The 21,982-nt window shown below is 59.8% G+C and carries 18 protein-coding genes; 5 read left to right on the top strand and 13 right to left on the bottom strand.

The annotated features are described in order from the left end of the window. Window positions 1-52: 52 nt before the first annotated feature. The 12 genes from ACZRJ6_RS03710 to yaaA all read right to left on the bottom strand — a co-directional run bounded on the left by ACZRJ6_RS03710 (window position 53) and on the right by yaaA (window position 16,372). A complete protein-coding gene (locus ACZRJ6_RS03710) occupies window positions 53-706 on the bottom strand; it encodes an alginate O-acetyltransferase AlgF (RefSeq protein WP_133099792.1) in 654 nt (217 codons plus the stop codon). Window positions 707-720: 14 nt separating this feature from the next. Next, a complete protein-coding gene (locus ACZRJ6_RS03705) occupies window positions 721-1,911 on the bottom strand; it encodes an alginate O-acetyltransferase (RefSeq protein ID WP_149410956.1) in 1,191 nt (396 codons plus the stop codon). Window positions 1,912-1,922: 11 nt separating this feature from the next. Continuing rightward, window positions 1,923-3,455 (bottom strand): MBOAT family O-acyltransferase, encoded by a 1,533-nt coding sequence (locus ACZRJ6_RS03700; protein ID WP_133099790.1) that lies wholly within the window; start codon window positions 3,453-3,455, stop codon window positions 1,923-1,925. A gap of 98 nt (window positions 3,456-3,553) precedes the next feature. Then, complete coding sequence (locus tag ACZRJ6_RS03695) at window positions 3,554-4,663, bottom strand: mannuronate-specific alginate lyase (protein ID WP_463967414.1); 1,110 nt, start codon at window positions 4,661-4,663, stop codon at window positions 3,554-3,556. Window positions 4,664-4,677: 14 nt separating this feature from the next. Continuing rightward, entirely contained in the window at window positions 4,678-6,153 is a 1,476-nt protein-coding gene (locus tag ACZRJ6_RS03690) for an alginate O-acetyltransferase (RefSeq protein WP_463967118.1), read from the bottom strand. Between the two features lie 11 nt (window positions 6,154-6,164). Next, window positions 6,165-7,742 carry a mannuronan 5-epimerase AlgG gene (gene algG, locus ACZRJ6_RS03685; RefSeq protein WP_463967117.1) on the bottom strand — a complete coding sequence of 526 codons (1,578 nt, stop codon included), beginning with the start codon at window positions 7,740-7,742 and terminating at the stop codon, window positions 6,165-6,167. A 14-nt stretch (window positions 7,743-7,756) separates the two neighbouring features. Further along, a complete protein-coding gene (locus tag ACZRJ6_RS03680; protein ID WP_463967116.1) occupies window positions 7,757-9,244 on the bottom strand; it encodes an alginate export family protein in 1,488 nt (495 codons plus the stop codon). Then, window positions 9,241-10,641, bottom strand: a complete 1,401-nt coding sequence (gene algK / locus ACZRJ6_RS03675) for an alginate biosynthesis TPR repeat lipoprotein AlgK (RefSeq protein WP_463967115.1) — start codon at window positions 10,639-10,641, stop codon at window positions 9,241-9,243. Before algK ends, ACZRJ6_RS03680 begins: the two co-directional genes overlap by 4 nt. Before the next feature lie 9 nt (window positions 10,642-10,650). Further along, on the bottom strand, window positions 10,651-11,820 hold the full coding sequence (locus tag ACZRJ6_RS03670; protein WP_463967114.1) for a PilZ domain-containing protein: 1,170 nt from the start codon (window positions 11,818-11,820) through the stop codon (window positions 10,651-10,653). Window positions 11,821-11,869: 49 nt separating this feature from the next. Next, the gene (gene alg8 / locus ACZRJ6_RS03665) at window positions 11,870-13,351 is read right to left on the bottom strand and encodes a mannuronan synthase (protein WP_463967113.1); all 1,482 of its coding nucleotides are present in this window, start codon (window positions 13,349-13,351) and stop codon (window positions 11,870-11,872) included. Window positions 13,352-13,452: 101 nt separating this feature from the next. After that, window positions 13,453-14,769: a nucleotide sugar dehydrogenase gene (locus tag ACZRJ6_RS03660; RefSeq protein ID WP_463967112.1), complete on the bottom strand. Its 1,317-nt coding sequence runs from the start codon at window positions 14,767-14,769 to the stop codon at window positions 13,453-13,455. Between the two features lie 823 nt (window positions 14,770-15,592). Next, a complete protein-coding gene (gene yaaA / locus ACZRJ6_RS03655; RefSeq protein WP_463967111.1) occupies window positions 15,593-16,372 on the bottom strand; it encodes a peroxide stress protein YaaA in 780 nt (259 codons plus the stop codon). Between the two features lie 120 nt (window positions 16,373-16,492). Between yaaA and ACZRJ6_RS03650 the strand changes: the two genes are divergently transcribed. From ACZRJ6_RS03650 to moaE, 5 genes are all read left to right on the top strand, one after another. Continuing rightward, complete coding sequence (locus tag ACZRJ6_RS03650; protein ID WP_463967110.1) at window positions 16,493-17,617, top strand: polysaccharide deacetylase family protein; 1,125 nt, start codon at window positions 16,493-16,495, stop codon at window positions 17,615-17,617. Window positions 17,618-17,964: 347 nt separating this feature from the next. Continuing rightward, window positions 17,965-19,359, top strand: coding sequence for a PhoH family protein (locus ACZRJ6_RS03645; RefSeq protein WP_463967109.1), 1,395 nt, complete (start codon window positions 17,965-17,967; stop codon window positions 19,357-19,359). Between the two features lie 116 nt (window positions 19,360-19,475). After that, entirely contained in the window at window positions 19,476-19,949 is a 474-nt protein-coding gene (gene moaC / locus ACZRJ6_RS03640; RefSeq protein ID WP_350612463.1) for a cyclic pyranopterin monophosphate synthase MoaC, read from the top strand. Next, window positions 19,946-20,188 carry a molybdopterin converting factor subunit 1 gene (gene moaD / locus ACZRJ6_RS03635; RefSeq protein ID WP_149410969.1) on the top strand — a complete coding sequence of 81 codons (243 nt, stop codon included), beginning with the start codon at window positions 19,946-19,948 and terminating at the stop codon, window positions 20,186-20,188. Before moaC ends, moaD begins: the two co-directional genes overlap by 4 nt. Before the next feature lie 2 nt (window positions 20,189-20,190). Further along, on the top strand, window positions 20,191-20,640 hold the full coding sequence (moaE, locus tag ACZRJ6_RS03630) for a molybdopterin synthase catalytic subunit MoaE (protein WP_149410970.1): 450 nt from the start codon (window positions 20,191-20,193) through the stop codon (window positions 20,638-20,640). Between the two features lie 68 nt (window positions 20,641-20,708). On the opposite strand, the gene ACZRJ6_RS03625 is transcribed toward moaE, so the two are convergent. After that, window positions 20,709-21,845, bottom strand: coding sequence for an NAD(P)/FAD-dependent oxidoreductase (locus ACZRJ6_RS03625; RefSeq protein WP_463967108.1), 1,137 nt, complete (start codon window positions 21,843-21,845; stop codon window positions 20,709-20,711). Window positions 21,846-21,982: the final 137 nt, after the last annotated feature.

The following is a 21,982-nucleotide window of genomic DNA, read 5'->3' as shown; positions in this document are numbered from 1 at the left end:
CATCGCGGGCAAGCCCGGCTCCTACAGGGGGAGCGTCAATGTGGAAATATAATTAGCGAGTCGACACTGGGCGTTTCACCCACACTGGCGACAGGCTGGAACCGCTGCCGGTGATGTACAGCACCGCCGCTTCACCGCGCTCCAGGGCTACTGGTTTGACGTCGCCGACTTTCTTGTCGCCTTCATACAGCGCCAGGCTGACCTTCACCGGGTTGATCTCGCGCTCGCCACGGCTCTTGGCGGCTACGGCCTTGACCACGTCGGTCTTGCCATCGGCAGTTTTCAGGGTCAGCGACTTGTCACTGAGGTTCTGTACGCGCACCAGGGATTTCTGTTTGTTCTTGAACGGCGGCTCTTCGATCAGTTGCGGCTGGCCGCTGCCGTTGTTGACCAAGGTGTAGTAGTGATCAGCGGCCAGCTTGACCGGCAGGGTCGCGCTGCCGACCTTGGCGCTGTAGTCGCCGCCCGGCATGAAGCTGAAGTCGCTGCTGCCCAGCGGGGCGATGTCGCTCAGGTTGGCGGTGCCGACGGTGGCGCTGACTTCCTGGTTGCTGGCGTTGAACAAGCGCACAAAGCTGGAGCCTTTCGGTGCGACAGGGCCGTAGAGCGCGGCGTCGCCAGCGAAGGCGGTCATCGACAAGAAGCTCATGCCGGCCACCAGTGCAAAGGACTTGGCGAGACGACGAGGAGTAGTAGTGAAAGTCATGTGAGTTACCTCTTTCAGTTTTGCGCCCGGTCGGGCGTCTCGGATTTTTGGGTGTTTGGTTGGGTGTTCAGTGCCATGTTCTGTTGGCGTGTACCGGCTTCTTTAAGCTGCGCGACCCACTTGGGGTCGGCATCGCCGATTTCGTTGTTCACAGGCAGATAACGTTCCGGAAACTCCCAGATCAGCACTTGTGGCGGGCTGTTCTTGAAGTCGTCGCTTTTCAAATAGCTGAGCATCGGCAGGATCGGGCCGTGGCCGTCTTCGGAGTAATTCACCACGTCGCTGCCCAGGGCTTGTTTCAAGGCCCCAACGAAGTTCCAGTTGGGGTTGGCGCTGTAGCTGGTGCCCACCAGGGCCACCGGCATTTCACTGTCGGCGAACAGGGCGTCGTCGCCATCGGCCTTGGTTTGCACGGCGTGAGTCACGCGTTTCTCCAGAGGCTCCTGGGGCGGCATCAAGTTTTCGAACAGTGGGTCCAGGGGCAGGAACAGGCGCAGGTCGCCCTTGTGCGGTTCGGTTTTCTCGGCTTCGGTGACAAAGCGCTGGGGCTCGCCGCTGAGGGGGGTCTTGTCGGTGATGGCCTTGGCCAGTTGTTGGGCGGCGACCTGGGCGCCGTCGGGCGTCCAGTGGGTGTCGGTGCGCAAGAACACCTGATGGCCGTTGTGCTTGGCCTGTTGCAGCGGGCCCAGCAGGTCGGGAGCGATGATTTTGTCGGCAGCGACGCGAGCATGGAAATCCTTGTAGAGACCTTCATGAATGCTCGCCGGGCGCACATCACCCAGGTGTTCCGGGTACAGGCGCACCTTGGCCGGCACAATCGCCATCACCAGTTGAATGCCTTTGGCCTTGAGGGTCTGGCGCACGCCTTCCACCAGGGCGTAGTTGCCTTGCAGGTTCTGCTCTTCGTTGACCGCGGGGTTGAATTCCTCGTCGCTGTACAACCAGTGATCGCGACCCAGCACCACGCCGGGACGACCTTCGTTGAACAGTTTGTAGTCCAGCGCCGCCCATAGGTTGGTACCCAGGCGCTTGATCGGGAACTCTTCGTCGTAATGGGTCTCGACGGCCTTGGCCCAGCGGCCGTTAAGCACCGTGGCATCGGCGTTGGTGCTGAAGCCCAGGAAACTGCGCATCGACCAGGCGCCCAATGCGAGCAGCACGGCCATGAACAGGCTGATATAGAGGACGCGTAATGAACGGGTCATGGTCGGCTCCCTCAGAACTGGAAGTAAAGGAACGGCGAGAAACTCTGCGCCGAAAGTTTGAGAATCGACGCCACGAACAACAGCAGCACCAGGGCGCGCATTGCGTAGCGTGGCCAGGCGGCAGCCCAGTAGGCCGGTTGCACCTGGGCATTACTGCCGACGGTGTAGCCGGGTTCCTGGATGCTGCCGGGGTTTTCGCCGGGTACGGCCTTGATCAGGCTTGGATCTGCAGGCTTGGTTTTTTGTGCCGGACGGTTGCTGTAGAAGTCCCGCAGGCCAAAGAACGCCAGCGTTGCATAGGCCACCACCATGGTCGCCACTTGCAGCCCGGTGAGGTTGGCGCGGTTGAGTTCCGACAGCGACCATTCGCCGAAGCTGAACATGGCGCCGTACATGCGACCGGCGACGTGCAGGTTTTCCGAGCGGAAGATCACCCAACCCATCACCACCAGCAGGAAGGTCAGCGCCCAGCGAATCGGGTTGAAGCTGCGCGGCGAGGTGTCGAGGCCGATGGCTTTTTCAATCGCCAGCCACATGCCGTGCCAGGCGCCCCAAACGATGTAGGTGATGTTGGCACCGTGCCACAGCCCGCCGAGCAACATGGTCAGGAACAGGTTGCGGTAAGTGGTCAGCGTGCCTTTGCGGTTGCCGCCCAGGGTGATGTACAGGTAGTCACGCAGCCAGGTGGACAGGCTGATGTGCCAGCGCCGCCAGAACTCGGTGATTGACTGGCTGATGTAGGGCTGCTTGAAGTTTTCCATAAAGCGGAAACCCATCATCAGACCCAGGCCGATGGCCATGTCGCTATAGCCGGAGAAGTCGAAGTACAGCTGCGCGGTGTACGCCAGCGCGCCGAGCCAGGCATCGCCGGTGGTGGGGTTTTGCAGGGCGAAGCAATGGTCGGCGACCACCGCCAGGGTGTCGGCGATAAACACCTTCTTGATGAAACCCTGCATGAACCGCGTACACCCCTCGGAGAACTTGTCGAGGGTATGGGTACGGTTGTTGAACTGGTCCGCAAGGTCTCGAAAGCGCAACACGGGGCCGGCGATCAGGTGCGGGAAGATCGCCACGAACGCCGCAAAGTCGATGAGGTTGTGGGTCGCCGGCGTGTCGCCACGGTAGACGTCGATGATGTAGCTGATGGACTCGAAAATGTAGAACGAGATCCCGATCGGCAACAGCACATGGGTGAGGATGAAGGGCGAAAGACCGACTGAGGTCATCATCGCGTTGATGCTGTCGACCCCGAAGTTGGCGTACTTGAAGTAGCCGAGGATGCACAGGTCGACCGCTACGCCGAGCAACAGCCAGCGCTGGGCCGGCTTGGTGCGCACGCCTGCCGCACCGACCTTGAGGCCGATCCAGTAATTCCACAGCGTGACGGCGGCAAACAGCGCCAGGAAGTCCACTCGCCACCAGGCGTAGAACACATAACTGGCAATCAGCAGCAGCAGATTGCGATAGCGTTGCCCGCTCAAATAGTACAAGCCGAGAAAGATCGGCAAGAACAAAAACAGGAACACATTGGACGAGAAAACCATCCCGATCTCTCCATGTTTAACCAACAGTCAAGGGCCAACGGCCCCCCCAGACCCCCCGTGAAAAACCGGACGGTTTTATGCGTGATCAGCCCGGTGTATCAGCTGCCTTTGTCGCCTTTTTCATGCGCCGGGTCGTAGACCTTGGTCAGGTCACCCCCGAGGCGGAACGTCTTGAACGGCTGCATGCCGTGCTTGCGCTCAAGCACTTCGGGCGGGCAGGTGTAGAGGCTGCAGAACGGTTCCAGCCAGGCAAATTTCATGTCCTGCTTCAGGTCTTTCATGTCCTGTTCCTCGCCGTTCTTCTTCTCGAAAATCTCCGGGTCCTTGACCCCGGCCAGCACCTTGTCTCCCAGGCGTTTGAGTGCGCCGTTGTTTTCCGACCGCACATCTACGCCGTTGACCAGGGCGAAACTGGCAATCATCGACAGCGGTGGCAGGGCGTAGTTGTGGTACGCCAACGCCCGTTGCTGACGCTTCAATTCGTTGGGCAGGAAACCTTGGTCGTCCACCTGATTGGCGCCGACCTTGTATTCCTTCACCGCCCAATCAAACAGGTCGCGGCGGTTGGTGGCGATGGACGTTGCCATCACCGACCAGGCGGCCCAGTAGGAGTGGTTGTTGGTTTTCTCAAGCGGCAGGTTGTCCCAGTCGCTGACCACCTGATCGGCCATTTTGCTGAACCAGGCTTCGATCAACTGCGACTCCTGCTGACGGTTTGCCAGCGGGTGGGAGTCGGAAAACTTCAGGCGGATATAGGCCGAAGCCATGCTGCCCAGTGCCCATTTGCGCATGGACTTGCCGGTGTGGTTGAAGTCCTTGGACATCAACGCATCGGCCTTGGCCCAGCCGGTCAGCCAGTTGAGCGTGCATTCCAGCTGTTCCGGACGGCCGTCGCGCATGAACTGCATCACCCGTTTGCTGGTGTCACGTTCCAGCGTGGTGATGTCGGCGGTGGTGTCGCGAAAGGCTTTTTCCGATTGCACGTTCAGGGTCGAGCGGGCCTTGTCGGAGCCTTCGTATTTGCTGCGAAATTGCAACGGGCCGGTGTAAGGCGTCGGCATGGAATCGCAGCCGTCCTTGAAGTCACCGGTCTTGAATTTTTCCACCGGCGCGAAGTAGCCCTGAGGCGGGCGCAGTGGGGCTGCGGCGTTGACGGAGCCGGCGAAGATCGCCAGGCCCAGCAAGGTCGGCGTCAGTAGTTTGCGAATTGGCATAAGTAACCTCATTGCACGACTTTCTCTAAGGGCAACTGGGCGGTGTTTTGCCCGGCGCCAGGGAATACGTTGCGTGTGCAAATTTTCGCTTCGACTTTCTGCGCAGCAGCGCCCGCTTCGGGGCCCTGTACTTCCACGGCCAGCAGGGTTTGCGTGGCCCAGTCTTCATCGGTGCGCAGTTCAAAGGCGAAACGCCCGTCTGTATCGGATGTTTCGGGTTTGTCGATTTTGATGTCCTCGTGGCGCCCGTTCATGTACCAGAGGGTGGCTTGCAGGGTTTTCACCGACGGATCGGCGAAGCGGATGTCGACCTGGTGGTTGCTGTTGCGCAGGTCCATGTTCTTGCTGTTGACCATCAATTCATTCTTGCCGGGCTTGAGCGTGGTGCTGGCGCTCATCTGCGCGGTCTTGCCTTCACAGCCGTTGTCCAGCAGCGACATCATCTGGCGGTAGGTGGTTTCCTGGTCCAGGCGGTACAGCGGCGAGAATTCCCAAATGAGGATCTTCGGTGGCGACTTCTGGAACTCTTCGCTGCCCAGGTATTGGATCATCGAGCCTTCCAGGCCACCGCCGGGGAAGGCGACGTTGAGGATGTCGGCGCCGATTTCTTCTTCAAGGAAACCGGCGAAGTTGTAGTTCTTGCCGCTGTGGCTGGTGCCCACCAAGGTGATCTGCGGGTTGCCGGAATCACCGAACAGATCGCCGTCGCCCGCTTCGCCCTTGGGCTCGGTGGTGAACTGGTCCATGTACTGGATCGCGTAGCTGGTGCCGCACAATTGCCCGGCCATGTTGTGCAGGGTGCCGGTCTTGCCCATGCGCCCGGACTTCTTGGTCTCGAACTCACGCTTGGGAATGTCGGCAAAGGCGGCCATTTGCTTGACTTGTTCGCCGACAATTTTTGCCGTGCGCTGGGCGCCGTAAGGGGTCCAATGCTGGTCGCCACGGAAGTAGAAATCGTGGGCCGGCAGTTCGTCGGGCTGCCCTGGTGATAAATCTTCATTGGTCAGCGACGACAGGTCCGGCACCACATAACCCATCTTGGCAAAACGGCCGAGCATGGTTTTGTAGTTGCCCAGGGCCTTGTCGAAATCGAACTTGGCTTTCTCTTCGGCATTGAGCTTGTTGCGGTTTACCAGGCCACGGGTTGGCTGGTAGACCACCACCAGTTCCACGCCTTTGCTCTTGAACGCATCGTGCAGTAGTTGCATGCGTTTGTAGCCGGCGGGGCTGGTGTTGAACTCGGTGCGCAAATCTTCCTGGGTCCGGAACAGCCAGTCGCCCTGGGCTTGCACCAGCGTGGTGAAGTTCTGCTGATAGCGGGTGGTGTAGTTCTTGGCGTCGTGGGCTTCGGGGCACAGGTTGCAGCACGGGTCGGCGGTGAACGCCGGTGCCTTGACCTCATCGGCGCGCACGCCTTGGCTGGCAGCCAGCAGGCCGAGGGTCAACCCCGAGAGGCTGAGCAGTTTGATCATGTGTGGGTGCATAAGGGGCATCCTCATTCCTGCAATTCGGTCTGGCGTTCGACAGGGTCGATCAGCACGGCTTTCTGCTGGCGTACCAGCAGGTCGAGAATTTCATCCTGGCGCTCGCCGAGAATCCCCGAGAAGCTGATGCCGCTGGATTTGGTCGGGGCGAGCATGGACACGCGAAACAGCTCGATGCTCAACGGCGAGTCGATGGACAGCGGTCCGCTGCCGTTGGCGGCCAGTTCACCGCCGACCACGATCAGCGAGACCTTGGTGTCGAACGGGTCGAGATCGAAGTCGCGGTCGGTGTTGGTGAGGTCCTTGATGTGCCCGTAGACCCCAGTCAACCCATTGGCCATGGCGATGTTTTCGTACAGACGAATGTTCACGCTGTTACGAATCCGGATGCCGTGGCGACGGTTACTGATCACCTTGTTGCCCCACAGCAGGTTGTCGCCGCTCTCATAGAGCGTGATGCCGTCGGTGTGGTTTTGGTAAATCTCGTTATCGGCGATCACGTTGTTGACGCTGTTACGGTCGATCACCAGGCCCGAGAGCTTGTTGTCGTAGCTGCGGTTGTTGAAGATGAAGCTGTCATTCACTTCCCGGGAAATGATGATGCCGTGCTTCTTCTTGGTGCCGTAGACGGTGTTGTCGGTGATGATCAGACCGTGGGAACGGTCGTGGGGGTCAATGCCGTAGACGATGTTGTCCTTGTAGGTATTTCCCTTGACCACAAAACCTTCGGTCTCGTAGCAGTAGAAGCCGTACCACATGTCCGAGAACTCGGAGCCGATGATCCAGCCGGTCGGCTCTTTACGCTTGAGCACCTTGGCCATGTTCGGCGTGTACTGGGAAATACTCACCCCGTAGGACTTGCTGTTGGCATAGCCGAAGCTGGCCATCTTGCTGTTGACGATGTAGGTCTCGGTGCCGCCCCAGGCCAGCAGGAACGGGCGGAATTCCTCGGGCGACTGGAAGGTCGCCGGGCCGTTGGTTTTCTCGCGCCAGCCGGTGATTTTGGTGTCGCGCACAAACAGCTTGCCGTCGTTGACCAGGAACGAGCCGGCTTCCTGGGACAAGCGCAACTCTTGAGTCTGCTTGTCGATTTCGAGGATGCCTTTGTTCCCGACCACAATCGGCAACCTGGCCAGGAACACCCCCGGCGAGGTTTCGCTGAGGTACTGCTTGGGCACTTTCTTGAGCAGGTCCTTGAGGTTCATATAGCCGTCGTCGATAAAGATCGCCTGGGGAATGCCGTGCTGGCGCACCACCCATTCGGCCATCTTGTTATCGCCGCCGATAAAGTCCTTGAGGGCGTCTTCCTGCATCATCCGGCGCACGCTGACCTTGCCGATCTTGCTGCGCACGATTTTTTTCGCGACCGCCTCGGCGGTGTAGCCCGAGACGTCCGGCAGCGCAGGCTTGGGCATCTCCAGCGGCGCAGTCGGCGGGCTAGTGATGGTGTAGGTCTTGGCCTGTTGCAGTTCCTTGGCGATGGTCGGCGCTTTGACTGCCGGCTCTGCATTGGCCATGGCCGAAGCGCTGGCCAGCAGCATCGCTGCGACCAGCAGGCTGACCGAGCCTTTGAGGGCTTGAGGGTTCATTGCGCAGGCTCCCATCAGAAGCGCCAGATCACGTCGACAAAGGCGCGGTGCATGTACGAGTCGACTTGTTTGCCGTAGGCATCGCCCGGTTTGAACACACCGCCACGAAAGCGCACCAGGGCCGACGGTTCGTCGATCGACTGGCTGAGCGCGGCCGGCAGCAGGCCTTTCTTGAAGTACTTGGTGACCACCAGGTCCACCTCTTGGCCGAGGTCTTTCTTGCCGTCTTCCAATGGTAGGGACGAGGTGGAGAGCACGGCGCCGGTGACGTCGTCGGTATTGTTTTGCACCGCGTCGATGCCGTTGCTGCCCACTGGCTTGTTGCCGTCCACGCGCCAGAACTTGTGGTAGACCAGGCTGGCGTCGTAGTCGTCGCGCAGTTGCCAGGAGCCGAACAGGGTGGCGGTCTGCATGTTGTTCATCTCGCCGCGAAACGCCTCACCGAAGCGGTGTACGCGAGATTGGGTGCCGGTGTAGTTGGAGCGGTTGCTCTGCAGGCCGTTCTGTTCGTAGTTGGCGCTGGCACGGGCATAGGCCGCACCGACTTGCCACTGCGGGTCGAGGCGCAAGCGCACACCCAGGTCGGTTGCCCAGCCGTCGACGTCGTCGCTGCGTTTGGCGGCGGCCGGGCGGGTGCCGTCGGCGTTCAAGGCGTTGACGGTGTCGCGATCGCCCTTCATGCCGGTGATGCTGGCCCAGTAGTTGACGGTGTTGGTGTTGCGCCAGTTGTAGGCGTCGCTGTTGGCTTCGATGCCGAGCCAGGTCAGGTCGCCGTTTTCGCGCTTGTCCAGGGAGTCAGCGGCCACGCCCGGTTCCGGGAAGTCGAGCTTGCCGTCGTCATGGGTGTGATGGCCTCGCAGGCCGATCCACTGCCCCGGCGTCCATTGATAGGCCGCGTCGGCGTAGAGGTGCTGGCGGTCCTTGTCCTTGGGGGCCAGTTCCTTGAGGTCGGTGCGGTATTCGCTGAAGCGTTCGGCGGCGCCGACATTGGCCCGCAGCAGGGTGGTGTCGAAGGTCCAGTTCAGCGCTTCGATGTTGGTGTCGCGCCACTGGCCGTCGTCGTTGCGCAGGCGTTGGCGCCCGAGTTTCAGTTGCTCGCCGGGGTAGGGCGTAAAGCCGCTATAGCCGATCCAAAACTCGCGCAGGGCCAGGTAGTTTTTCTTGGTCTTGCGGTCGTCGTTGCTCGACTGCTCAGTGGCGTCGGCGTCGGACTGTTGCAGGGTATCGGTCTCGATGATGTCGCTGGCCGCTACCGCCTGGCCCATGGCGTAGGCGCTCCAGTTGCCGCTTTCACCGTAGACCCACGGGCGCAGGTCGAGGCCGATGCCGTTGACGTCGCCCTCTTTCTGCGTGCCCAGGTCGCGGTCGTCTTCGGACTGGCCGGTGACTTTGACGTCCAGGCCGAAGTTCTTTTCTTCGGTCAATGCGGCCAGGGTCGGGCACGACCACAGCAGTGCGAAGGTCAGGCCAATACCGGCCTTGACGAATGGATTGAGCTTCATAGGGATTCCTCGCCGTCTTCTTCTTGCAGGGCGTGCAGTTGCAGCGTGTTTTGACTCAAGGCGCCACGGGCGGCCTGTTCTTGTTGCAGCAGGCGCTGGCCTTCGCCGCGCTGGGCTGGCGGCAGTTGCGTGTCCAGCTGCGCGGCCAGTTCAGTGGCTTGCGGTGTGTCCTGTGCCTTGGCCAATTGGCTGAAGACCCAGGCGTTGAGGGGGTCGGGCTTGGTGCCCTTGCCCTGGGAAAACAGCTGGGCAATAGCGAAGTCGGCGCTGTTCTGGCCGTTGCGCGCAGCGGTCAGCAGGTGGTCCAGAGCTTTTTGCGGATAGACCTGGCCCAGGTAGCCACGGCGGTAGATCTGGCCGAGGTAGTAATCAGCGGCGACTTCGCGGCCGACAGCTTTCTGGAAGTGTGCTTCGGCGGCCTTGGCATCGGCCGGTACCCATTTGCCTTCGTAGTAGAGCTTGCCCAGCAGCAGTTCGGCGCGGGGCTGGTCGGCGGCGCTGCCGTTGTCCAGGTACTTCATCATCTGGTCGACATCGCCCAGTTCGGGGAAGTCGTAGAGCAATTGCGCCAGGCTGACCCAGGAGGCCGGGTAGGCAGGGGCGATTTTTTCCAGCAGCGCTTGCGCGGTTTTTTCGTCGGTCTTGCCCAGGCTCGCATCACCCAGCACACGGGCCACGCTGTCCACTCGTTGGGCGGTGACGGTGCCAAAGCTGAAACCTGCCTGCATCTGCTTGAGCAGTTCAGTTTGTTGTTCAGGCTGGCCGCGTTTCTGGTAGACGGTGGCCAGCTCGACGTAGCAGATGTCGGTGGTGTTCAGTGCCGCCTTGCAGATGGTTTCCACTTCGTCCAAGTGCTGGTCGTACGTGCCCTGGGTGCGGTACAGCAGCACCTGGGCCAGACCCGCCTCTGGGTAACCGGCGGTGCGCCATTTGCTGATTTGCTGCTGGGCGTTGATGTTCGGGAAACTGTGGGGATATTGCAGGTACAGCATCGCCAGGGGGATCAGGGTGTTGCCTTCGCCATTGGCAAAGGCTTTTTTCAATAGACCTTCAGCTTCGTGTTGCTCGGCCTCGGTGGAGCCGGGCTTGGCTACCAACAGGCGACCCAGACGAGCCTGGGCGCGGGGCGAGATGTCGGCCGCCGCGCGGTAGGTGGCTTCGGCCTGTTTTATTTGCGCAGGGTCGCGGGTGCCTACCTGGATATCAGCCAAGCCCACTTGGGCTTCGCTGTAGCCCAGGTCGGCCAGTTGCTGATAGTTCTGCGCAGCCATCGCCGTGTCGCCACGCTTGAGGGCTTCATTGGCCAGGCGTTGGTCGGGCAGGCCGGCGCAACCGGCGAGCGCGATGGCCAGGGCCAGTGGTACCGGCAGGAGTCGAAGTGGGCTAGTCACAGGCATGTCCTCTGCTTAAAGACCGGCGGCCATGGCTTTGTCGATCAGCCAGTTCAGGGATGGGCCACGGTCGCTGGTCACTTCCACCGGGCGGCCGGCGTAGGCGCTGTCCAGTGGAGCGTCGGGCTTGATCTGTACGCGAATGTCGGAGGACAGGTCGGCGCTGTTGAGGCTGGTGCTGCTGACGATGGTGCCGGTGCGGGTCTGTTCTTCGTCGGCGACCTGGAAGCTCACCGGCGTACCTGGACGCACATCACCGAACTGGCGATAGGAGAAACGTGCCTCGACGTTGGCCTGGCTGCCACGCGGCACCAGTTGGAAGATCACATCGCCCTTGCTGGCGTATTGACCATCCGCGACCAGTTGCTGAGACACCACGCAATCGCACGGGGAGGTCAGGGTGCCGGTCATTTGCTTGCCGAACAGCTCTTCAACCTTGGCCGGTTGCAACTGGTCTTCGTCCAGATGGCCCTTGAGCACGTCGAGCATGCTGGTGCTGAAGGTGGCGAGTGGCGCGCCTTTAGCCGCCACTGCATCACCTTTGATCAGGCTTTGCACGGTGCCGTCGCGAGGCATCGTGATATTCATGCCGGGCACGCTGACCAGGCCAGCCTGGGCGTGGCTGACGAAGTACATGCCGTACACCGACTTGAAGATGAAACCGAAAGCGGCCAGGCCGACGAGGAAGATCGCCAGGCTGAAAGTCACGGCCCGTAGGCGACCGAAGGCGCTCATGCCGCTGCCGCCGTCCTTGACCTTGCGCGCCTTGGTGAAGTTGTCGCGCTGCAGGGTGGCGAGCACGTCGCCCATGGTCACGATGTCACCGGAAAGGTGCGAGGTGATCAGGTGGCGCAGGGTGGAAATATCTTGCGGCTCCAGGTTCTGGAACTGGCAGCCGGTGCGGCCGCTCTGGCGGTCGTGGGAACGTACCAGCAGCTCGACGTCCATTGCCAGGCCGAGGTTGTCGATGACGAACTGCAAGCGACCCTTATGCACATCGCCGACTTTCAGCGGTTGCTGGGCGGCGTTGAAGGCCAGGCCGCCAGCAGACAGGTCGATGACCCGCACTTCCATGGGCGTGCGGTCGGCGCCGAAGAAGCGCAGCTTGGCCGGGATTTTGACCCGGGCGTGTTGGCGCTGGGCTTCGGACTCGTGAACAACATTGGCGTTTACTGGAGAATTCATTGGGCTATTCATGGCGGTGTAATTCCTAGTTAATTCAGGCTTGGCAGGGTCAAACCATCATCAGCAACACGGCAACGAAGATGCTGCCGGCGGAGAAGGTCATGGTCCGAGACGACCAGGTGTTGAACCAACGTTGAAAGCTGGCCAAATCGCGGGTCAGTTTGGTGTCCTGGCGGGTCCAGGACTGTTGATCGAGGCGGAAGAACACGTAGATTTTTACCAGCGCGCCGACGATCTGGTTGTAATAGAGAATCACCGGGTAGGCCGGGCCGATCTTATGGCCGGAACACGACAGCAGCAGGGTCAGGATCAGGCGGGTGATGCCGATCCACAGCAGGTAGGCGAGGATGAACGCGCCGCCGTATTTGAAGCTGGCGATGATCGCCACGGTCAGGCCCAGCAAGGATGTCCACATCGACACGCGCTGGTCGAACAGCACCACGCTGGTGAACGCCCCGAGGCGTTTCACACCCAGGCCCAGGGCCCGGGAGTTCTGCCGCAGGTTGTTGCCGTACCAACGGAACATCAGTTTGCGGCTGGCCTTGATAAAGCTCTTTTCCGGTGGATGCTCGACGGTGTTGATCGCGGCATCCGGCACGTAGAAGGTGTCGTAGCCTAGGCGCATCAGGCTGAACCAGCTGGACTTGTCATCGCCGGTCAAGAACTTGAAGCGGCCCAGGCGCCAGTGTTGCAGCGAGTCGCTTTCGACGTCGGCGATAAAGCTCGGGTCGGTGACGACGCTGGCGCGGAACACCGACATGCGCCCGGTCATGGTCAGCACGCGCTTGGACAGCGCCATGGAGCACATGTTGATGTGGCGCTGGGCGAAGCGCAGTTTGTGCCACTCGCTCATGATGTAGCCGCCGCGTACTTCGCAGAACTCGTTGGTGGTCAGGCCGCCGACATTGCCGAATAGCTGGAACCACGGCACGGTCTTGCGCACGACGCCTTCGGCGAGCACGGTGTCGCCGTCGATCACTGCAACCACGGCGCGGTCGTCCGGCAGGTGGCGGGAGATGGCGCGGAAACCGTAGGCCAGGCCGTCACGCTTGCCGGTGCCGGCGATGCGCACGAAATCGAGGTCAACGTGGGCCGGTGGGTTCATCTTTTCCCAAAGGCCCTTGACCAGCAGCTCATCGGACATTTCCACCAGGGAGCAGACCACGGTGGTGGGGAAGCCGCATTCGATGGCTTCGCGGATCACCGAGCGGTAGACCTGGGCAGTGGTCAGCGCATCGATACGAAAGCTGGTGACCATCAGGAATACGTGAGACGGGTCTGCCGACTTGCCCAATTTGCGCACTTTGCGCCGCAGGTGCGGGTAGACCACGTAGAGAAACAGCATGCCGCGCACAAAGTGTGTGGCACCCATGGAGTAGCGCCAGATGCCGACGGCGCCAATCAGGAATATGAAGTCCTTGGACTCGGAGTCGAAGATGGTCGCCGGCAATGCCAGGGCCAGGCCCATCAACAGGCTTAAAAACAAAAGCCAGCCAGCGGATTGAAGTAGCACGTGTTTTAGCTTGGACATAAGCGTCATCCGAAGGTGAAGGAGGCTTCAAGCCGCAAGCTACAAGCTGCAAGTGAAGCGCTTTTAACTTGCCGCTTGAAGCTTGCAGCTCGCTGCTGCTCTTACCAGCAAATACCTTCGGTACGGCCACTCACGCTGGTGGCTTTGGACATGAAACCGACCAGGTCGACCACTTGCTTGCCGTGGGGCGCGGTCTGGGCCAGGGCGCGGAATTTCTCGTCGCGGTTGCCGAGGACGATCACGTCGCAGTTGTTGATCACGTCGTCGAAGTCCGAGTTGAGCAGGGACGACACGTGGGGGATCTTCGACTCGATGTAATCCTTGTTGGCGCCGTGGACACGGGCGTACTCGACGTTACTGTCGTAGATGCTCAGGTCGAAGCCCTTGCCGATCAGCATTTCCGCCAGTTCCACCAGGGGGCTTTCGCGCAGGTCATCGGTGCCGGCCTTGAAGCTCAGGCCCAGCAGGGCAACCTTGCGCTTGTCGTGGCCGGAGATGATGTCGAAGGCGTTCTGCACCTGGGACTCGTTGCTGCGCATCAGCGAGTTGAGCAGTGGTGCTTCCACGTCCAGGGAACTGGCGCGGTAGGTCAGGGCGCGCACGTCCTTGGGCAGGCAGGAACCGCCGAAGGCAAAGCCCGGACGCATGTAGTACTGGGACAGGTTGAGGGTCTTGTCCTGGCAGACCACTTCCATCACTTCGCGGCCATCGACACCCACTGCCTTGGCGATGTTGCCGATTTCGTTGGCGAAGGTCACTTTGGTCGCATGCCAGACGTTGCAGGTGTACTTGATCATCTCGGCGACGGCGATGTCCTTGCGGATGATCGGCGCGTCGAGCTCTTCGTACAGCGACTGCAGGACATCTCCGGAGGCTTTGTCGAATTCGCCGATGACGGTCATCGGTGGCAAGTCGTAGTCGGCGATGGCGGTGCTTTCACGCAGGAATTCAGGGTTGACCGCGACGCCGAAGTCGACGCCGGCTTTCTTGCCCGAGCAGTCTTCGAGAATCGGGATCACTACATTGGCCACGGTGCCTGGCAATACGGTGCTGCGCACCACGATGGTGTGGCGGGTGGTCTTGTCCCGCAGGACAAAACCGATCTCGCGGCACACCGCTTCGATGTAGTTGAGTTCCAGGTCGCCGTTCTTCTTGCTCGGCGTGCCGACGCAAATCATCGACAGGTCGGTATCGCGGATTGCGTCGGCGAAGTTGGTGGTGCCGCGCAGTCGGCCGGTTTTAATACCCTGGCTCAACAGTTCGCCCAGACCCGGTTCAACGATGGGGGATTTACCCGCATTGATCAGGTCGATCTTATCCTTGGAGATGTCTACGCCAATGACCTCATGGCCCCGTGCAGACAGGCAACCGGCACAGACTGCGCCAACGTAACCCAAACCAAATATGCTGATGCGCATCGCATTTACCTCTGTGTTAATCATGCCATTAGATGGCCGGAGTTCATGTTTTAAAGCGTCACTCATGCACTAGGATATGCAGCGAATAGACGCCCCATTGCCATGTACAGGCATATTAAAAATCGAGTGACTAACTAATGCACTCAAGTTGTGCGCAACTTGGCCTTGTTATTGGGGCTTGCTCTAAAATGCAGCCAGGCTTCCTTTTGGAATGCCTGGTGCCAGTGCCGCAAGGATTCGATATTGACTTTTAGGTCTTTAATATCAATGCCTTGGGTTGTCTCACTGGCCCGCATAGGTAAGCTCAGCCTTGGCCTTGTAGGGGATGGCTGTGAAGCCTTATCGCCCGTCCTCAACTAATCAGTTGATGGTTTGACCATCGAGCCAAAGTGTATGTGACAACTTTGCTACTTCCGTTGGTCGCTGTGTAAGTAATCTCGTACAAGGAAAGAGATAATCGTTACCGGTGGTATGAGCGGTGCTTTAGGACATAGTTCCTGGCCGCTCATCCTGTTTCCGGAAATTTCTTGAAATATTGAGAAAGATGGCACTGGTAGTGGAGTGATAGCACTTGCTGCTTTAGTCAGTAGTTGCAGGGAGTTGCGGGGTTTAAATGGTTTTGTGCCACTACTGATTTAAAAAAGTGGTGCCACTACAAAAAAAACTGACGAATGTCGAGTGAAAGAATCGTTATAAATTCTGAAGAATAATTTTTGACGCCAAATAAATGACGATTTTCCGCGAAGGAAAGGGAGGAGGAGAGGCTTTTGTGGAGAGGGGGGCTCGCCCACTCTCCACAGGTTGTGCGTTGTCAGGGGTAGCCTTATTCCGGTGCGTGGTCGCGCAAAAACACCAGGTTATCCGGCTTGGACTGCTCGGCATTGAAGCGATAACCCTGGGCATCAAACTGCTTGAGCAAGGTCGGGTCGTTGATGCGTTCTTCAATCACAAAGCGGCTCATCATGCCTCGGGCCTTCTTGGCGTAGAAGCTGATGATCTTGTACTGGCCGTTTTTCAGGTCCTTGAACTCGGTGTTGATGATCCGTGCGTTCAAGGCCGGGCGCTTGACCGCCGAGAAGTACTCGGTGGAGGCCAGGTTGAGCAAAACGTCATCGCCCTGTTCGACCAGGGCTTCGTTGAGCCACTCGCTAATACGGGTTCCCCAGAAGGCGTACAGGTCCTTGCCACGTGCGTTGGCCAGTTTGGTGCCCATCTCCAGCCGGTAAGGCATCATCAGGTCCAGGGGGCGCAGCAGGCCGTACAGGCCGGAGAGCATGCGCAGGCGATCCTGGGCGTAGGCGAAGTCGGCGTCCTTGAAGGTCTCGGCATTCAGGCCGGTGTAGACGTCGCCCTTGAACGCCAGCAACGCCTGTTTGGCGTTGGCCGGTGTGAAGGCTGGGGTCCAACTGCCAAAGCGCGCCGCGTTGAGGCCGCCGATCTTGTCGGAGACGTGCATCAGCTCGCTGATCTGCGCTGGGCTCAGCTCGCGCAATTGCTCGATCAGCTCCTGGGAGTGGTCGAGATATTGCGGCTGGGTAAAGCGCGGGGTCACCGGCGGTGACTCGAAATCGAGGGTTTTGGCTGGGGAAATCACCATCAGCATGAAGTCGTCTCCTGTAATCGTCGGGGGATTCTAGGGGCTGGGGCGGTTTGACTCCACCTATGATGCTGATAGGGGGTGATCGGCTATAGTGCCCGACGACTCTGGAGATGGAGACCCTCTGTGCGAATTGCGCTTTTATTGTCAGCCTGGCTGGTGTGTTTGAATATTCAGGCGGCGCCGGTGGATGTGGCCAGCCTGGACCGCAGCACCTGGCCCGAGAAATTAAGCAGCCCGGCGCTGTTCGATGTGGCATCCCGGGCGGAAGTCCTGATGTTCGCCCGTGCCTTGCTGGCCAGCGAAGCCCTTGATGAACCTGCCCTCAAACAGCGCCTGGGCCTGAAGATCATCAACCTGGGGTCCATCGACGACCTGCGCCGCCAGCTGTGGCAACGGCTGTTGGAAAACTACACGTTCGCCCAGCAAAGCTGTGAGCAGGACGCCTCGTTTTGCTACCTGGTGGAAAGCATGGACGACCTGCGTGAGCAGGCCGGCAAGTTCGAGGTCAGCGACAGCTCCTTCTACATAGGCTGGGCCGCGCCAAGCCGGGCTTTCCACGAGCGTTATCTGGATGAACAACTGCGTAAGGCCGCGCTGTTCCCGCAAATCAGCAGCGAAGTGGCGCGCTTCGGCGACCATGAGCGTAACGGCAATGAGCTGAACGACCGCCTGTTTTTGTTGACCTTCGACGGCGGCCCGGCGCCGACCAGCGGCAATACCGATTGGCTCGCCGACTACCTGCGCAAACAGAAAATGAACGCCACGTTCTTCGCCCTCGGCAACAGCCTGCAGATGCGTCTGGAGAAAAGTTCGCCTGCCGATGTGCAGGCGCTTTATCAGGACCAGTGTGTCGGCATCCAGGGCTGGCAGTACCGCTCCCACAGTCATTGGGTTGACTGGCAAAGTTCGATCACCCGCAGTGCCACGCTGGTGCAGAACCTGTTGCCGGAAAACTATGTGCCGTTGTTCCGGCCGCCGTATGGCCAGCGTCGCGCTGATGCCCAGGGGTTTTTCCAGTCTCAGGGGCTGCAAGTGGCGTTGTGGGACATCGATTCGGAGGATGAGGCGGGCAAACTCAAGGCCGATGAGTCCGCCCAGCGGGTACTGACGTTGATGCTGCTGTGGCGCCGCGGGGTGATTGTGTTCCATGACACTCAGGACAAGGCACGAGTGGCGCTGCCCTGGCTGTTGCAGGCGACGGCTGAAAGTGGACTCGGCTGGCAGGATTGTCGCGAAGCGTTTCGCTGAAACGACGAGATGCCCGGTCCTGTTGGGGTTGAGGGTTTTTTGGGGCGAAAACGGAAGGAATTTCGATACAGGCGGACTTCTGACTCTAACGGTGCATCGGGCGCTCGCCTAGTGCTATTCGTCATCCTGAAAAATAAACTTCAAAAAAGCGTCAAAGTGCTTTTTTCTGTCATGGGTTTTGCGGTATTACGAAGACAGACAGCCGAAACCTGCAACACAGGTGGCGTCTTCCAAGACTCCTCTTGTGTGCAACGCACTTGACGTCCCTCAGGTGTGTTCGGTGGTCGAATCGAGGCGCAGCACTGTCACGGTATTGCGTCGACTGGCTCCCACAAAGGTGACCGAGTATGGATGATCATGGACGTAACCCTTCTTCCAACCAGCCAATCCTTTATGTGCTTGATACCAACGTATTGATCCACGATCCAAACGCGCTGCTCAATTTCGAAGAACACCACGTCGCCATCCCGATGATCGTGCTTGAGGAACTCGACAAACTTAAAAGCGGGCCTCACAGCGTTGCCGCCGAATGTCGCCAGGCCATCCGCTTGATCGACAAGACCCTGGGCGAAGCGTCACCCGCCGACGTCGAGGTGGGCGTACCGATCCAGCGCGGTAAAAGCGGGCCCAAGGGCTTGCTGTCGATTCTGATGAACAAGCGCAGCGAGCCCAACAGCCTGCTGCCGGAAAATCTGAACGACAACAAAATCATCAACCAATTGATCGACCTGCACACACGCGACAAGGACCTGCGCCTGGTGCTGGTGACCAAAGACATCAATATGCGCCTCAAGGCACGAGCGTGTGGGATCGCTGCCGAGGACTACAGTACCGACCAACTGGTCGACGATGTGTCGATGCTTTCCCGTGGTTATCACAACATGACCGGCTCGTTCTGGGATCGCGTAAGCAAGGTCGAAACCCGTCAGGACCATGGCCGCACCTGGCACCAGGTACAACTGATCGACAACCTGCCGGCCGTGCACATCAACGAATTCATCATCGACGAACAGGGCTTTGTCGGCTGGATCAAGGAGATCCAGGTCGATAAATTGCTGATCCTCGACCTGCATCAGGAACCCCTGTTGCACCAGGAAGCCTGGGGCCTGAAACCGCGTGATATTTACCAGAGCCTGGCGCTGTATGCCCTGCTCGATCCTGATATTCACCTGGTCAACCTGACCGGTGCCGCAGGCTCGGGGAAAACCATCCTCGCCCTGGCTGCCGCCATCGAGCAGACCATGGTCACCAAACGTTATCGCCGCATCATCGCCACCCGCAGCGTGCAGGGCCTGGACCAGGAAATCGGTTTCCTGCCCGGCACCGAGGCGGAAAAAATGGAGCCGTGGCTGGGGGCGATCACCGACAACCTCGAAGCCTTGCACATGGATGACGAAAACACCCATGGCAGCGTCGACTACATCCTCAGCAAAGTGCCGTTGCAGTTCAAATCCCTCAACTACATCCGGGGTCGCAGCTTCCAGCAAAGCCTGATCTTGATCGATGAATGCCAGAACCTCACGCCGCACCAGATGAAAACCATCATCACCCGTGCAGGCGCCGGCTCTAAAGTGGTGTGCCTGGGCAACCTGGCACAAATCGACACCCCTTACCTGTCCGCGACCAGCTCCGGGCTGACCTACCTGACGGAACGCTTCAAGGACTTCCCCAACGGCGTGCACATCGCCCTGCAAGGGGTTCCACGTTCGATTCTGGCGGAATACGCCGAATCCCACCTGTAACACCAACCGCAACCGGGCGACGATGCTGTCGCCCGGTTTCTACTGCGACATAAAACGCGCGTACGCAAAATTGACCCACAGGTTTACAATCCCTGCTTCTGATCAGGAGTATCCCTGTGCTAACTCATCTCGATTCCCAAGGTCGCGCCCACATGGTCGACGTCACTGAAAAAACCGTGACGTTCCGTGAAGCGGTGGCCGAAGCGCGGGTGCGTATGCTGCCCGGCACCCTGAAAATGATCGTCGACGGCGCCCACCCCAAGGGCGACGTGTTTGCCGTGGCGCGGATCGCCGGGATCCAGGCGGCGAAGAAGACCAGTGATTTGATCCCCCTGTGCCATCCGCTGATGCTCACCGGCGTCAAGGTCGAACTCAGTGCCGAAGGCGACGACGCGGTACATATCGTCGCCCGCTGCAAGCTGTCCGGCCAGACTGGCGTGGAGATGGAAGCGCTGACCGCGGCCAGTGTTGCTGCCCTGACCATCTACGATATGTGCAAGGCCGTGGACCGTGGCATGACCATCGAAAGTATTCGCCTGCTGGAAAAACTCGGCGGCAAAAGTGGGCATTTCAAGGCGGATGAACAATGAGTATCACAGTGCTGTTTTTTGCCCGCTATCGCGAAGCCGTGGATCTGGACTCGCTGGAGGTCGAAGGCGATTTCGCCACGGTTGAGGCCGTGCGCCAGGCGTTGGCAGCAGATCCCGAATTTGAAGTGCTCAACGAAACCGGCTTGATGTGCGCCCGCAATGAAGAGCTTTGTTCGCTCGACGAGCCGCTGGCTGACGGCGATGAAGTGGCTTTTTTCCCCCCCGTGACCGGAGGCTAAGCATGGCGATTCGTGTGCAGGCCCAGCCCTTTGATCCAGGCGCGGAAGTCAACGCCATGCATGCGGCTAACGTTGGTGTTGGCGCGGTGGTGAGTTTTGTCGGTTACGTGCGCGACTTCAACGACGGTCTCGATGTGGCGGGAATGTTCCTGGAGCACTATCCAGGCATGACCGAAAAGGCCCTCGGCAAGATCGCCGTGGAGGCTGAACAACGCTGGCCGTTGCTCAAGCTGGAAGTGCTGCACCGCATCGGCGCTTTGGAGCCCGGCGAACCTATCGTTTTCGTCGCCGCTGCCAGTGCTCATCGCCAGGCGGCCTTTGATGCCTGCGCGTTTGTGATGGACTACCTGAAGACGCGTGCGCCGTTCTGGAAGAAGGAAAACACTAACGAAGGGGCGCGCTGGGTGGAAGGGCGCGACAGCGATCATGCGGCGGCCGATCGCTGGAAATAAATAGTGGGTGCTGCACTTGTGGTGAGTGGGCTTGTTGTGGCGATCCGACAAGCCCGCTCGCCACAGGGTTATTCTGAAGTTTTCAGTCTGTGTGGCGACAACATCGCCTCCGTCAACCCAAACCCTGCCAGTGCCTGCGGCAACTTCTCACCCCGCACCAGCGCCGCACTGGCCTGACCCATGGCTGGCGATGTTTGAATCCCATAACCACCCTGAGCGGCAACCCAGAACAACCCCTCCACCTGCGGATCAAACCCGCACACCAGGTCCCCATCACTGACAAAACTGCGCAACCCGGCCCACGTTCGTGTCGGGCGGCGGATAGTCAGGGTGGTGGCTTCTTCGATCTGATAGATACCCATGGCAATGTCCAGTTCTTCAGGCTGCACATCATGGGGCTCGACGGGGTCGGCATTGGCCGGTGAGCCGAGGAACATGCCCGCGTCGGGTTTCATATAGAACGAACCGTCGAGGGCTGCCAGCTCCGGCCAGGAGTGGATGTCTAGTTCGGCAGGAGGCGCGAAGATGAATGCGCTACGCCGCTTGGGTTGCAGGCCGATTTTTCGGGCACCGGCCAGTTCGCCGAGAGTATCGGCCCATGCGCCAGCGGCATTGATAATAACCGGGGCGCTGAAGCGTTGTTGTGAGGTGCGGATCAGCCACTGACCCTGGCTGTCGCGGGTCAGTTGCAGCACCTCATTGTCGGTGCGGATTTCACCGCCATTGCGCCGAATGCCACGCAAGTAACCCTGATACAGCGCGTCGGTATCGATGTCACAGACCGTCGGATCGTAAATCCCTCCATGGACTTTCTCCCGGCGCAGGATCGGCATCATGGCCATCGACTCCTCGACGTTGAGCAGCCGTGTTTCGGGCACCAGGGCCTTGGCACTCAGGTATTGGCGCTGCAGCTCAGCGGGATCGTCAATCAAGTCCACCAGCAATTCACCACGAGGCGTGAGCAGTGGATGCTCGGCGAAACCTGTGGGCGGGTGATCGAAGAAGGCGCGGCTGCCGAGGGTGAGGGCACGCACTTGGGGCGTACCGTAGGCAGCGATGTACAGGGCGGCTGAGCGGCCGGTGGAGTGGTAACCCGGCAGCGATTCGCGCTCCAGTACGATGACGCGGGCATGTTGCGACAGCCAGTAACCGGCGGACGCCCCAGCGATTCCACCGCCGATAATGATGTAGTCGGCCTGGTTCATGTGTTCCTCCTTGAGGGTTCTTCTGTAGGCGCGAGCTTGCTCGCGAAAAACTCAAGGGCACCGCGTTTATCCAGGATGCACGCGTTATCGTTAACGTTTTTCGCGAGCAAGCTCGCTCCTACAGAAAGCGGCGTAGT

The sequence above is a fragment of the Pseudomonas sp. C321 genome, from assembly GCF_055407105.1.
This window is presented reverse-complemented; position numbering and strand designations above follow the sequence as displayed.

Bases quoted from the DNA above. Each gene is read 5' to 3' on its own strand.
- alg8 (WP_463967113.1), bottom strand. From the start codon at position 13,351: ATGTCCAAGCTAAAACACGTGCTACTTCAATCCGCTGGCTGGCTTTTG.
- algG (WP_463967117.1), bottom strand. From the start codon at position 7,742: ATGAACCCTCAAGCCCTCAAAGGCTCGGTCAGCCTGCTGGTCGCAGCG.
- ACZRJ6_RS03680 (WP_463967116.1), bottom strand. From the start codon at position 9,244: ATGAAGCTCAATCCATTCGTCAAGGCCGGTATTGGCCTGACCTTCGCA.
- moaE (WP_149410970.1), top strand. From the start codon at position 20,191: ATGGCGATTCGTGTGCAGGCCCAGCCCTTTGATCCAGGCGCGGAAGTC.
- ACZRJ6_RS03645 (WP_463967109.1), top strand. From the start codon at position 17,965: ATGGATGATCATGGACGTAACCCTTCTTCCAACCAGCCAATCCTTTAT.
- ACZRJ6_RS03660 (WP_463967112.1), bottom strand. From the start codon at position 14,769: ATGCGCATCAGCATATTTGGTTTGGGTTACGTTGGCGCAGTCTGTGCC.
- ACZRJ6_RS03670 (WP_463967114.1), bottom strand. From the start codon at position 11,820: ATGAATTCTCCAGTAAACGCCAATGTTGTTCACGAGTCCGAAGCCCAG.
- ACZRJ6_RS03705 (WP_149410956.1), bottom strand. From the start codon at position 1,911: ATGACCCGTTCATTACGCGTCCTCTATATCAGCCTGTTCATGGCCGTG.
- yaaA (WP_463967111.1), bottom strand. From the start codon at position 16,372: ATGCTGATGGTGATTTCCCCAGCCAAAACCCTCGATTTCGAGTCACCG.
- moaD (WP_149410969.1), top strand. From the start codon at position 19,946: ATGAGTATCACAGTGCTGTTTTTTGCCCGCTATCGCGAAGCCGTGGAT.
- ACZRJ6_RS03625 (WP_463967108.1), bottom strand. From the start codon at position 21,845: ATGAACCAGGCCGACTACATCATTATCGGCGGTGGAATCGCTGGGGCG.
- ACZRJ6_RS03700 (WP_133099790.1), bottom strand. From the start codon at position 3,455: ATGGTTTTCTCGTCCAATGTGTTCCTGTTTTTGTTCTTGCCGATCTTT.
- ACZRJ6_RS03690 (WP_463967118.1), bottom strand. From the start codon at position 6,153: ATGCACCCACACATGATCAAACTGCTCAGCCTCTCGGGGTTGACCCTC.
- ACZRJ6_RS03710 (WP_133099792.1), bottom strand. From the start codon at position 706: ATGACTTTCACTACTACTCCTCGTCGTCTCGCCAAGTCCTTTGCACTG.
- algK (WP_463967115.1), bottom strand. From the start codon at position 10,641: ATGCCTGTGACTAGCCCACTTCGACTCCTGCCGGTACCACTGGCCCTG.